We start from the raw sequence: 12521 nt of genomic DNA, 5'->3' as shown, positions 1-12521 counted from the left end.
CAGGCATGTTAACGTCCGTACGCCAGTGTGCACCATGCCCCTGGCCCGATGGGCTTGCAGGCCCTGGGGCATGGTGGTGCCACCCGCTCAGGCAACGCTGGCCTGCTGCGTCCTGAGCAGGGCGGCGATCTCCGGCTTGCAGGACCCGCAGCCGGTACCGCAGCCCAGGGCTTCCCCCAGTGCCTCTACCGATTCGGCGCCGGCTTCGATGGCAGCGTCTATCTGTTGCCGCGATACCTGCATGCAGCTGCAAACCACCGGCGAGGCCGGCGCGATGTCCCGCAGGAGCTGCGCGGTTTTTTCAGGCAGGGGCCGTTGCAGCCACTGCTCCAGGGCAGAACCGTCCGGTAACCGCCGCCAGTCAGGGGCCGCAAACATCAGTAACTGCAGCTCGCCGTTATCCACCAGCCAGCGTTCGGCACCCGGCAATTGCAGTCGCTGCCAGCGCAGGGCGTCGCCGGGGCCTTCCAGCAGCTCTAGTGCCAGTGCCCGGCAGTCCGGTGCGGCCGAGAATGCCAGTTCATACCGGAAGCCGCCGTCACAGGGCACCCGGTACCAGTGCTCCAGTCCCGCCAGCCTGTCCAGCTGGCGCTGTAACCGTTCGGCGATAATGGCCGGGCACACCAGGCGAAGGTAGGAGTGGACGGTAACCGCGCGCAGGTGCACGGCTACCTGCTTGAATTCGGGTTGCCCGGAATGCGGATCCGTGACCGGCTCCGCCAGCGCGCTGACCCGGCTGTCAGCGGCGAGGCTCTCGCTCCAGTGAATCGGTGCAAACAACTGGCCGGCGGGCTGCGCCGGATTCACCACGGCGCGACCGCGCATGCGGCCGCGGGCGCTGCGCAGCTCCACCAGCTGGCCGTCCCCGATGGCATGATCTGCGGCGTCTGCCGGGCCCAGCTGGATCTCCGGTAACTCACTGTGGTCGAGCAACCGCCGCGACCGGGCAGTACGCGTCATGGTGTGCCACTGGTCCCGCAGGCGTCCGCTGTTGAGCCACAACGGGAACCCCTGGCTGCGCTGCTGCCGGGGCAGGCGTGGCTCCACCGGGATAAATTGCGCCCGGCCGGAGCCGGTGAAAAACCGCCGGTCGGTAAAAAGCCGCGCCGTGCCGCCAGGGTTGGCGGCGTTGACCGGCCATTGCACCGGTGTGAGTTGTTCATACTGTCGCCTGGTCAGCCCGGCGAGAGCGGATATGTCGAAGGCCCGCTCACCCCCGTTTTCAAAACCCGACAGGGCGGCGTGCTCGCGGAATATGTCCGCGGGATGCCGGTATGTGAACGCCTCTCCGTGTCCCAGCCGGTTCGCCAGGTCACAGATTATCTGCCAGTCGTGCCGGGCTTCACCGGGAGGCGGCAGGAAGCCGCGCTGCCGCGAGATGCGTCGCTCCGAGTTGGTCACGGTGCCGTCCTTCTCCCCCCAGCCTGTGGCCGGCAGCAACAGGTCCGCACAGCGGGCGGTATCGGTATCGGTCACGCAGTCGGACACCACCACGAGTGGGCACTTGCGCAGGGCCCGGCTTACCTGTGCGGCGTCCGGCATGCTCACCGCCGGGTTGGTCGCCATGATCCAGATAGCCTTGATCTCGCCGCACTCGACCGCCCGGAACAGGTCCACCGCCTTCAGGCCGGGCCTGCGTGCAATATTGGAGGCTTGCCAGAAACGGCTGACGCGGTCGATATGATCAGCGCGGTAGTCCATGTGTGCGGCGAGCATATTGGCCAGCCCACCCACCTCGCGCCCGCCCATGGCGTTGGGCTGGCCGGTGATCGAGAAGGGGCCGCAACCAGGGCGGCCGATCCTGCCGGTCGCCAGGTGACAGTTGATGATCGCATTATTCTTGTCGGTGCCGCTGGTGGACTGGTTGATCCCCTGTGAATAGAAGGTGATGGTTTTTTTGGTGCTTGCAAACAGCTGGTAGAAAGCCAGCAGTTCATCCAGCGCCAGCCCGCAGGTGCGGGCGGTCCTGTCCGGGCCCCACGCTGCCGCGGCCGCCGCGGCCTGCTGGAATCCATCGCTGTGTTCTGCCACGAACTGCCGGTCGATGTGGTGGCCCTGTACCAGGTAATTCAGCAGCCCGCTGAACAGGGCCGCATCGCTGCCGGGGGTGATGGCCAGGTGCAGGTCGGCTGTTTCACTGGTGGCGCTGGCGCGGGGATCGATGACCACCAGCTTCGCCTGTGCCTGCTGCATGCGCTGGAAGAGAATGGGATGGGTCCAGGCCGCGTTGGAGCCCACCAATACCACCAGGTCCGCGTGCTCCAGGTCCTCGTAGCAGCAGGGTACAGCATCGGCGCCCAGTGACCGCTTGTAGGCCGCCACTGCCGAGGACATGCAAAGCCTGGAGTTGGTGTCGACATTGCCGCTGCCAATGAAGCCTTTCATCAGCTTGTTGGCCACGTAGTAGTCTTCGGTAAGCAGTTGCCCGGACAGGTAGAAAGCCACCGAATCAGGCCCGTGCCGCTCGATGGTTCTGGAGAACTGCTCTGCCATGTAGCCCATGGCTGTTTCCCAGTCGCATTCCCGGCCGTGCAGGCGTGGGCGCAGCAGGCGACCGCGCTCTCCCAGGGTTTCCGCAAGTGCCGAGCCCTTGACACACAGCCGTCCGCGATTGGCGGGGTGCTGCCTGTCGCCCTCCACAGAGACCCCGGCATCACTGGTGGCTACCTGCCGGGTTACCGAGACGCCACAACCGACGCCGCAATAGGGACAGGTGGTACAACTCCTGTGCGCGCGGAGGCGCTCGGTCGGCGCCATCGCTACTGGCGATCCGGGGCAAGCGCGACACTGACACAGTCGCCGTCCAGGGCTACCGGGTAAGTGCGCAGGCAAACATTACTGTCTTCCAGGCAGGCGCCGTCGCGCAGCCGGAAGTGGTGTTTGTAAAGGGGGGACGCTACCGTCAGTTCGCCGTCGATTTCCGCTACGAGGCCCCGGGCAATGACCCCGGCACCGGCGATGGGATCCCAGTTATCAATGGCATAGAACTGTGGCGTCGCGTGGGGAATAAAAAACAGGGCGATACTCCTGCGCCCGGCCAGGGGGCCGGTGGCAGAGGGATCGCCCATCAGTGCACACACTCCGGAATTGGCAACCAGGTCTGATCGCTGGCAAACCGGCTGCCACGGAGCGGGGTTTATGGCAACTTGATTCATTATTTATACTCCAAAATGCAATAGTTGTGCATCCCTGATTGAAATCCAGGGGCAGCGCCCCTGGTTGGTGCATTGGGGCCCGCCGGCGGCTGTCACGCGGGCTCCGCAATTTTTACCACCTCGTCATCGCGCGCCGGTCGCGGCTGGCCGCGTTCCTCGACAAAGACAATTTTCTCGTCCGGTTCGTCGGTATTGACGAACTGGCGGAAGCGCTTGAGCATCTCCGGGTCGTTGATCGCCGTCTTCCACTCACACTGGTAAGTGCCGATTACCCTGGCCATCTGTTCTTCCAGTTCAGCGCCGATACCCAGCTTGTCCTCGATGATCACCTCGCGCAGGTAGTCGAGGCCGCCCTCCAGGTTTTCCAGCCAGACCGAGGTCCGCTGCAGCTTGTCGGCGGTGCGGACGTAAAACATCAGGAAGCGGTCGATGTAGCGGACCAGGGTTTCGTCATCCAGGTCGGTGGCGAACAGGTCGGCATGACGCGGCCGCATGCCACCATTGCCGCACACGAACAGGTTCCAGCCATTTTCGGTGGCGATCACGCCGACGTCCTTGCTCTGCGCCTCCGCGCACTCCCTGGTGCAGCCCGACACCGCCATCTTGATCTTGTGCGGCGAGCGCAGGCCCTTGTAGCGGTTCTCGATATGCAGGGCCATACCGACACTGTCCTGTACTCCGAACCGGCACCAGGTGCTGCCGACACAGGACTTCACCGTGCGCAGGGACTTCCCGTAGGCGTGGCCGGTCTCGAAGCCAGCGTCAATAAGCTCTCGCCAGATCTCCGGCAGCTGTTCGAGGCGTGCGCCGAACAGGTCCACGCGTTGGCCACCGGTGATCTTGGTGTAGAGGTTGTACTTCTTGGCCACCTGGCCGAGCACAATCAGCCTGTCGGGGGTAATTTCACCACCCGGCACTCGGGGTACCACCGAGTAGCTGCCGTTTTTCTGCATGTTGGCCATGAAGGTGTCGTTGGTGTCCTGCAGGCCCACGTGCGGCTTGCTGTGGATATGGTCGTTCCAGAGTGAGGCGAGTATCGAGGCCACGGTGGGCTTGCAGATTTCACAGCCATGGCCGCGGCCGTGCTTTTCCAGCAGCTCGTCAAATGTCTGGATCTCCCCCACCTGCACGATATGGAACAACTCCTGGCGGGTGAACTCGAAATGCGGGCACAGGTGGTTGTTGACCTCCACCCCGAGCGCAGCCAGCTCCTCATCCACCACGTTCTTCAGCAGCGCCGCGCAACCTCCGCAGCCGGTGGCGGCACAGGTTTGTTCCTTGACCTCCCCGAGGGAGCAGCAACCGCCCTGTACTGCCTCCATGATCTGGCCCTTGCTGACGTTGTGGCACGAGCAGATAGTGGCAGTGGCGGGCAGGGCGCCGGCGCCGAGGGCGGGCGTCTCGCCGTCCACGGCGGGCAGGATAAGCTGCTCCGGCTGCTCCGGAAGCTCGATACCGTTGAGGTGGTATTGCAGGAGCTGGTCGTAGTCCCCGGTGTCTCCCACCAGCACCGCGCCCAGCAGTTTTTTTCCTGCCCCGTCCATGATGATCCGTTTGTAGACGCCGGCCTGCTCATCCACGAAGGTGATGGCCGAGGCGCCCTCTGCACGACCGTGTGCATCGCCGATGGAGCCCACCTCAACGCCGAGCAGCTTCAGCTTGGTGCTCATGTCAGCACCGGTGAAACTGGCGCTTTCGCCGCAGAGGCGGGCAATGGCAGTGCGGGCCATGGAGTAGCCAGGCGCTACCAGGCCGAATATCCTGTTGTCGTACAGGGCGCACTCGCCGATGGCAAAGATATGCGGGTCCGAGGTGCGGCAGGCCTCATCGATGACGATACCGCCGCGCTCGCCGAGTTCGAGGCCGGCACTTCCCGCGAGCTTGTCTTCCGGGCGGATCCCCGCGGAAAAGACGATGAGATCCGTTACCAGCTCCCGGTCACCCCTGAACTGCATACGCAGGCGGCCGCCCACCTCCTCGATCAGCTCGGTGGCAGTGTCGGTGTGGACGGTCACACCCAGGTCTTCAATCTTGTTTTTGAGCAGTTCCGAGCCGCCCCCGTCCAGCTGCACCGACATCAGCCCCGGAGCGAATTCCACCACGTGGGCTTCCAGCCCCAGCTCCCTGAGTGCGTTCGCGGCTTCGAGCCCCAGCAGGCCGCCACCCACCACTACGCCGCAGCGTGCGTCCTCACTGGCAGCCCGGATTGCGTCCAGGTCCTCTAGTGTCCGATAGACGAAACACCTGGCGTGCTCGTGGCCGGGAATCGGTGGCACGAAAGGGTAGGAGCCGGTGGCGAGTATCAGGTGGTCGTAGGGGCGGGTAGTACCGCTGGCCGAGATGATGGTTTTCTCTTTCCTGTTGATACTTGCTACCGCATCGTTCAGCAGCAGCTCGTAGCCCCACTCGCGGTACTGGTCTACCTTGCCCATTGCCAGGTCTTCGGCACTGCGCCCGGCGAAATACTCGGACAGGTGTACGCGGTCGTAGGCCGGCCGGGGTTCAGCACAGAATACCGTGACCTCAAACAGGGCCCTTTCCGGTCGTGCCGCCAGCTGTTCCAGAAAGTGGTGGCCCACCATGCCGTTGCCGATAACGATGAGTTTTTGCTTGACCATAAATCCTGCCGTTTTATCTGAAGTTTCCGGCAGGAGGGGAACGGTTGGGCGGGAAAGTCCGGCACGGCCGTGTGCTCTTCTGCCGAAGAGTCCAGGCGCCGTTGCCTCGGGGAGTAATGAATTGTGTCTGTAGGGTGTCAACGATGGACATTCAAAGTCTGTGCCAACCGCAGGATGCCCGTTTTTTGGGGCGCTGCCGCAGGCCTCTGGAGCCAGACCTGCAGCAAGTTGGTGCGAAAAGCGTTGCGCTGCACCCGGCTGGTGCCCGGGATGTTTCTTTGAGCTTTAGGGGGCCGGCCGCCGGCTAGGGCCGGTGCAGCCTTACAGCGTCCAGCGCCTGCTGGTAGAGGTCCGCCCGGAATGCATGGGTGGTGGCGCCAGCAACGGGTGAGAAGGTTGCACACAGCTCCAGCAACTGCCGCGCCTTCTCTTCGGTAGGGCGCCCGCTGTCGCTGTCGGGGTGGGCAAACAGGTGCCAGCCGGGATTGTCGACCGGGCGGCTCCTGTCCCCGAGGTGGAGCTGGTCAGCGAGGGATGGTCTCAGGTCGGCGGGATCAAGGTCCAGGTAGTCGCGTCGGGCCAGCACCGGGACTGCGTCGGCTCGCGCACTGCGTTGCCCAAGCCAGTTGCAGGCCTGCAGTAGCGCCATGCGCAGTGCCAGGTGGGTACCAGGATTCGACTGGTGCCAGCTGCCAGTCACCGCGAGCACTTTTTCCGGCATGGCTGGCAACAGTATGTTGCAGGCTGCGACCACAGTCCCCAGTCCCTGGCGCGCAGCCAGGGTGTTCCATGGCTCGCCGACACAGTATCCATCTATGTCACCGCGGCGCAGGGCGGCCACCATCTGCTCGGGTGGCAAAACCAGCAGTTGTAGCTTCCGGTCCGGGGCGAGACCCGCGACACCCAGCCAGTGCCGTAATTGCAGCGTATGACTGGAAAACGGGTACACCGTCGCCAACTTCAGGGGGGGCGCGGTGTCCGGCATGGCCTGCAGGTACCGTGCGAGAGCGCTACCGGCTGCCGCGCCGTCGGCACTTCCCGCGCTTATCCCCAGCTCCTCGCTGAGTCGGCGTGACAGGGTTATGGCATTGCCGTTACAGCTCAGGATCAGTCCTGTCAGCAGTGTCTCCTCGCACTGCGGCAATGCCTGGGCGAGCGTGAGCGGCATGGGGGCAAGCATGGCGGCGCCGTCAGCGGTGCCGCCGATCAGGCGGTCACGCAATGTGGCCCAGGACGTTTCCCTCTGCAATTCGACGTTGAGCCCAACGCGTGAGAAGAATCCCTGTTCTTTTGCCACGATCAACGGGGCACTGTCGGTCAGCCGCAGGTAGAGCAGCTTGATATGTTTCCTTTCCAGGTGCGGGATTGGGGTTGGGTTCATGGTTGGGACTGCAAATGGTTGATGATCTGTTCCGCCACGTCGAGCATGGAAGCGTTGCTGTTCATGGCGAGATTTCGGAGCGTCCGGTGGGCAGCCTCTTCGTCCAGCCTTTTCTTTGCCATCAGCAGCCCCTTGGCACGCTCAATGGTCTTGCGTTCGTGCAATTGCCGCTGGGTGCGCTCCAGCGACTGGCGGAGCTGCTGGTAGCTGCGGAACTGGGCCATGGCGATTTCGATCGCCGGCGCAACGCGCTCGGGGCTCAGTCCCTCGGCCATGTAGGCGCTAACACCAGCCTGGACCGCACTGGTGATGAAGTCGGCATCTCCCCGGGCGGAGAACATTGCAACGGGGGTGGGATGGTGGCGGTTGATAAATGACAGGCTTTCCAGAATGTCACGGTCCGGGGACTCGATATCAATAAGGACCATGTCCGGCCGGTGCCGGTCCACCTGTGGCAGTAGTCCTGCGGCACTGTTGAGATGTGCCAGCAGCCGATAGCCGGCTGCGCGAAGGCGTCGGCAGACCATCTCTGCGCGTTCCGGCTGGTCGTCGACCAGTATGATGCCGAGGCGTTCGCTCATTGTGTCAGTTTTCTATGGCCGCATTTGCTGCGGTTTACCTGTTCCGATGCGTGTCCGCGCGGTGGGGTATGGGCAGGAAACTGCCGGCCGACGCGCTGCTTACAAAAAACAATCAAAACCTGTGCCAGTCAGGACGACCAGGTGCAGGGATGGAATGATCGTGAGCAGGCAGGGCAGGCGCGAGATTGCGCTGCGCCCTTCTGGTGCGGGCGGGAGCGTGGCGCGTTTTCCTGGTGCATCCAACAGTGAAAATGTGGGCGACTTGAATGTGGGCGGCACTGCGCCTTCCGAGTCTGTGGGTCGTGGCATGGAGATTGCCTGAAGATAGGAGATTACTGCGGGGTGCCCGTCTCCATCTGTGGCACCAGCGCCGGCGAAGATTTCGCCCGGCCTCCCAAGAGCCGGTGATACCTGTTGTCTCCCTGACCCGGAAAGGCGCCTGATGCTTATTGATAATTACGGGCGCAGGTTCTACTACCTGCGCCTGTCCGTTACTGATGCCTGCAATTTTCGCTGCAGTTATTGTCTGCCGGATGGGTACAGCGCCGGTGACGACAGCCTGCAGTTGAGTAGTGCTGAGGCTGCCACGGTCGTACGGGCTTTCGCCAGCCTGGGCACACAGAAGGTGCGCCTCACGGGCGGCGAACCATCCCTTCGCAGTGACCTCCCGGAAATCATCGCGGCCAGCAAAGCCACGCCGGGTATACGTCGTGTCGCGGTCACCAGTAACGGCTACAAGTTGCCCCGGGTCGTCGACGGCTGGCATGCGGCGGGGCTCGACCAGCTCAATATCAGTATCGACTCCCTCGATCCCGCAGAGTTTGCCGAGCTCACTGGTCACGATTGCCTGCCGCGTGTGCTCCAGGGGATTGCACGTGCACAACAGCTGGGGATTGAGGTGAAGGTCAATGCAGTCCTGCTGCAGGACGGGTCCCGGCGGCGACTGCGTGAATTCCTGAGCTGGATAAGGGAGATGCCGGTAACCGTCCGCTTTATCGAGTTGATGCGCACGGGAGAGAACAAGGCCTACTTCGCCAGCAACCACCTGCGCGGCCAGGTTATCGAACACCAGTTGCTGGAGGACGGCTGGCAGCTGCTGCCGCGGGCCCGTGACGCCGGTCCCGCGCGGGAATACCGGCACCCCGCCTACCGCGGCCGTATCGGCCTGATCACGCCCTATGGAGAGGATTTCTGCAACAGTTGCAACCGACTGAGGATCTCGGCGCAGGGTCGGCTGCACCTGTGCCTCTTTGCCGACCACGGCATAGACCTTTACAGGGAGATCTCCCGGGGTGACAGTCGCGCGCTGGCAGAAAAAATCCAGCGGGCTATTGGCGAAAAACCCCTGCAACATCATCTCGACCAGGGACAGGTGGGAGCAATGCGCAATCTTTCCCAGCTGGGAGGGTGAGACCTGGCAGGAGCCTGCGCTGGATTCGACGCGGCAGTAACGGCAGTTATGGCACGATGTACAGTTTTGGGGTTTGAGCCCGTGTCGCTGCCACTGGGCGAGGTGGCGCCGGCGCAAGAAGCCATTCGGGAGAACACCAGCCCCCCGGGGTGCCGAAAGTTCACTTTTTATCTGCAGGCGGGGCTGCGGCGCGGGGTGAACTATTGATGATATTTATAACGGGCTTCCGTCTCTTTTGTTTTAATAAATTTCCTGCATGGTTAGAATCATTGGCTGCGATGTCTCTGAATGTGCGCCGACCGGATTTGCACAAGGCTGCCTGAGGGCCAGATAGGTCCCAGGGCTGGCAACCGGTTGGCTCGCCAGTTCGATAACAACGACAGAGGGAGTAAGCGGTGATCATAGCCATACCAAAGGAATCCGTTCCGGGGGAGGCGCGGGTGGCGGCCACCCCCGAGAGCGTCCGGCGCATGGGGGAACTCGGTTTTTCCGTTATCGTCGAGGCTGGGGCCGGTGCGGCAGCAAGCTTTACTGACGATGCCTACCGCGAAGCCGGAGCCGAGATCCGTGAAGATGCCGAGAGCTGCCTGCGTGATGCAGGGCTGGTCTTCAAGGTGCAGGCGCCGACAGACAGTGAGATTGAATTGATTCCCTCCGGGGCAACGCTCGTTGCCTTCCTGAAACCCGCACAGAATGAAGAATTACTGAATAAGCTTGCCGAGAAGGATATCAACGCCCTGGCCGTGGAGTCGGTGCCACGGATATCCCGGGCGCAAAAAATGGATGCACTCAGCTCCATGGCGAATATCGCCGGCTATCGTGCTGTGATCGAGGCCGCCCACAACTTCGGTCGCTTTTTCACCGGGCAGATAACAGCTGCGGGCAAGATCCCCCCCGCCCGGGTACTGGTAATCGGTGCCGGCGTGGCCGGGCTGTCCGCCATTGGCACTGCCAAGAGCCTGGGTGCAATGGTGCGGGCCTTCGACACACGCGCGGAAGTGCGTGAGCAGGTGGAGTCGATGGGCGCCGAATTCCTGACTGTGGATATCGAGGAAGAGGGCTCCGGCCAGGGCGGTTACGCCAAGGAGATGTCCCAGGCATTCATCGATGCAGAGATGGCCCTGTTCCGCGAGCAGGCGAAAGAAGCGGATATCGTCATTACCACTGCCCTCATCCCCGGCAAGCCGGCGCCGAAGCTGTGGCTGGCAGACATGGTCGACACCATGGCCGAGGGATCGGTGGTGGTTGACCTCGCGGCGGAAATGGGCGGCAACTGCGACTATACGGAGAAAGATGAGAAAGTGGTAAAGAGCGGGGTAACCATCATCGGTTACACCAACCTGCCAAGCCGGGCCGCAACCCAGTCTTCAAAGCTCTACGCCACCAACCTGACCCACCTCCTGGCCGAGCTCGCGCCGGAAAAAAACGGCGAGATCAATATCGATTTTGACGATGAGGTCATCCGTGGCGCGACGGTGGTCAGGGACGGTGAGATTACCTGGCCGCCGCCCCCGCCCAAAGTCAGCGCACAGCCGAAACCGGCGCCGGCAAAGGAGCCGGAACCCAAACCTGAAGCGGCGGAAAAGCCCGCCAAGCGGAAATCACCGCTGTCCATACTGGCTTTCTGGCTCGTCGCAGGCTCCCTGTTGCTGTGGCTGGGCCGGGTGGCGCCGCCGGATTTTGTGGCCCACTTTACCGTTTTTGTGCTGGCTATTTTTGTCGGCTGGCAGGTCATCTGGAATGTGACTCACGCGCTGCATACGCCCCTGATGAGTGTGACCAACGCCATTTCCGGTATCGTGGTGGTGGGTGCGCTGCTGCAGGTGGGAGCCACGGGTTCCGGGCTGGTAACCCTGCTCGCGTTTATCGCCGTGCTGGTGGCGAGTATCAATATTTTTGGTGGCTTCTTCGTCACTTACCGCATGCTGAAAATGTTCCGCCGTTGATCGGGGAGGAGAAAGATAATGAACGGTATGATTTCCATGGCTTATCTCTTTTCCGCGGTGATGTTTATCCTGAGTCTCGGGGGCCTGTCGAGCCACGAGACCGCGCGGAGGGGCAATATCTACGGCATGGTGGGGATGGCGGTTGCCATTATTGCCACGATTGCCGGCATCGTGTCCGGGGCTTACTGGATGGTGGCCATCGCCATGGCGGTGGGCGCGGTTATCGGTATCTTCCTGGCCCAGCGTGTCGCCATGACCCAGATGCCGCAGATGGTGGCCTTGCTCCATAGCTTTGTGGGGCTCGCCGCCGTGCTGATCGGTTGGGGCGGCTTCCTTGATCCCCGGTTGAATCTCACCGGTGCCGAGCACATCGTGCACAACACCGAGATCTTCCTCGGCATCTTTATCGGCGCCATCACCCTGACCGGTTCACTGGTCGCCTTCGGCAAGCTGCAGGGACTCATCTCCGGCAAGCCCCTGATGCTGCCAGCGCGCCACTGGCTCAACCTGGCGGCGATCCTGGGCTGTGTCTTCCTCGGCTGGCTGTTTATCCCAGCGGACCTGGGGCCAGGCACCGTGCTCAACCTGCTGATCATGACTGCCATTGCCCTGTTGCTGGGGGTGCACCTGATTGCGGCGATTGGCGGTGCGGATATGCCTGTAGTGATTTCCATGCTTAACAGCTACTCGGGCTGGGCAGCGGCGGCCACCGGCTTCATGCTGAGCAACGACCTGCTGATCGTGGTGGGAGCGCTGGTGGGCTCCTCCGGTGCCATCCTCAGCTACATCATGTGCCGGGGGATGAACCGCTCGTTTGTCAGTGTGATCCTGGGTGGCTTCGGTTCCGACGGCGGCGCCGTGGGCGATGGCGAGGTCGAGGGCGAATACCAGGAGACCAGCTTCGAGGAGCTGGCCGACGACCTGGACGAGGCCGACAGCATCATCATCGTGCCCGGATTCGGGATGGCCGTGGCCCACGCCCAGCAGGCAGTCAGCGATCTCACCGACAAGCTGCGCAAGCAGGGCAAGACGGTGCGCTTCGGCATCCATCCGGTGGCAGGGCGGCTGCCGGGGCATATGAATGTTTTGCTGGCAGAGGCCAATGTCCCCTATGACATCGTGCTGGAAATGGATGAAATCAACGATGATTTCCCCGATACCGACCTGGTACTGGTGATCGGTGCCAACGACACGGTCAACCCGGATGCGGTGGAAAAGCCCGGCTCGCCAATCGCCGGCATGCCGGTACTGGAGTGCTGGAAGGCCGGCAAGGTGGTGATCCTCAAGCGCTCCATGGCGTCCGGTTATGCGGGGGTGGCCAATCCGCTGTTCTACAAGGACAATGCGCGGATGCTGTTCGGCGACGCGAAAGAGAGCCTGCAGGCCGTGCTGGGTAAGCTAGCGGGTTGAGTGCCCGCAGCAGCCCACA

Annotated in this window: 8 protein-coding genes; 3 read left to right on the top strand and 5 right to left on the bottom strand. The window is 62.8% G+C overall.

Features of this window, described 5'->3' with window-relative positions:
* Positions 1-87 precede the first annotated feature (87 nt).
* The 5 genes from BLT26_RS05565 to BLT26_RS05545 form a co-directional block, all read right to left on the bottom strand.
* The gene (locus BLT26_RS05565; RefSeq protein WP_091509898.1) at positions 88-2757 is read right to left on the bottom strand and encodes a nitrate reductase; all 2670 of its coding nucleotides are present in this window, start codon (positions 2755-2757) and stop codon (positions 88-90) included.
* 2 nt (positions 2758-2759) lie between these two features.
* Positions 2760-3155, bottom strand: coding sequence for a nitrite reductase small subunit NirD (gene nirD, locus BLT26_RS05560; RefSeq protein WP_091509894.1), 396 nt, complete (start codon positions 3153-3155; stop codon positions 2760-2762).
* Positions 3156-3247: 92 nt separating this feature from the next.
* Positions 3248-5773, bottom strand: a complete 2526-nt coding sequence (nirB, locus tag BLT26_RS05555) for a nitrite reductase large subunit NirB (protein ID WP_091509891.1) — start codon at positions 5771-5773, stop codon at positions 3248-3250.
* 304 nt (positions 5774-6077) lie between these two features.
* Positions 6078-7154 carry a CmpA/NrtA family ABC transporter substrate-binding protein gene (locus tag BLT26_RS05550; RefSeq protein WP_091509887.1) on the bottom strand — a complete coding sequence of 359 codons (1077 nt, stop codon included), beginning with the start codon at positions 7152-7154 and terminating at the stop codon, positions 6078-6080.
* A complete protein-coding gene (locus tag BLT26_RS05545; protein ID WP_091509884.1) occupies positions 7151-7735 on the bottom strand; it encodes an ANTAR domain-containing response regulator in 585 nt (194 codons plus the stop codon). Before BLT26_RS05545 ends, BLT26_RS05550 begins: the two co-directional genes overlap by 4 nt.
* Positions 7736-8177: 442 nt before the next feature.
* On the opposite strand from BLT26_RS05545, the gene moaA reads away from it, so the two are divergent.
* The 3 genes from moaA to pntB all read left to right on the top strand — a co-directional run bounded on the left by moaA (position 8178) and on the right by pntB (position 12502).
* Positions 8178-9146, top strand: coding sequence for a GTP 3',8-cyclase MoaA (gene moaA, locus BLT26_RS05540; protein ID WP_091509881.1), 969 nt, complete (start codon positions 8178-8180; stop codon positions 9144-9146).
* A gap of 395 nt (positions 9147-9541) precedes the next feature.
* Entirely contained in the window at positions 9542-11092 is a 1551-nt protein-coding gene (locus BLT26_RS05535) for a Re/Si-specific NAD(P)(+) transhydrogenase subunit alpha (RefSeq protein ID WP_091509877.1), read from the top strand.
* 18 nt (positions 11093-11110) lie between these two features.
* Positions 11111-12502 (top strand): Re/Si-specific NAD(P)(+) transhydrogenase subunit beta, encoded by a 1392-nt coding sequence (gene pntB / locus BLT26_RS05530; protein WP_091509872.1) that lies wholly within the window; start codon positions 11111-11113, stop codon positions 12500-12502.
* Positions 12503-12521 lie beyond the last annotated feature (19 nt).

The sequence above is a fragment of the Microbulbifer yueqingensis genome (assembly GCF_900100355.1).
GTDB lineage: Bacteria > Pseudomonadota > Gammaproteobacteria > Pseudomonadales > Cellvibrionaceae > Microbulbifer > Microbulbifer yueqingensis.
The sequence above is the reverse complement of the archived record's forward strand: the minus strand, read 5'-3'. Positions and strand labels throughout refer to the sequence as shown.

Excerpts from the sequence above, each read along its gene's own strand:
- BLT26_RS05565 (WP_091509898.1), bottom strand. The coding sequence starts at position 2,757 with ATGGCGCCGACCGAGCGCCTCCGCGCGCACAGGAGTTGTACCACCTGT.
- nirB (WP_091509891.1), bottom strand. The coding sequence starts at position 5,773 with ATGGTCAAGCAAAAACTCATCGTTATCGGCAACGGCATGGTGGGCCAC.
- pntB (WP_091509872.1), top strand. The coding sequence starts at position 11,111 with ATGAACGGTATGATTTCCATGGCTTATCTCTTTTCCGCGGTGATGTTT.
- nirD (WP_091509894.1), bottom strand. The coding sequence starts at position 3,155 with ATGAATCAAGTTGCCATAAACCCCGCTCCGTGGCAGCCGGTTTGCCAG.
- BLT26_RS05545 (WP_091509884.1), bottom strand. The coding sequence starts at position 7,735 with ATGAGCGAACGCCTCGGCATCATACTGGTCGACGACCAGCCGGAACGC.
- BLT26_RS05550 (WP_091509887.1), bottom strand. The coding sequence starts at position 7,154 with ATGAACCCAACCCCAATCCCGCACCTGGAAAGGAAACATATCAAGCTG.
- moaA (WP_091509881.1), top strand. The coding sequence starts at position 8,178 with ATGCTTATTGATAATTACGGGCGCAGGTTCTACTACCTGCGCCTGTCC.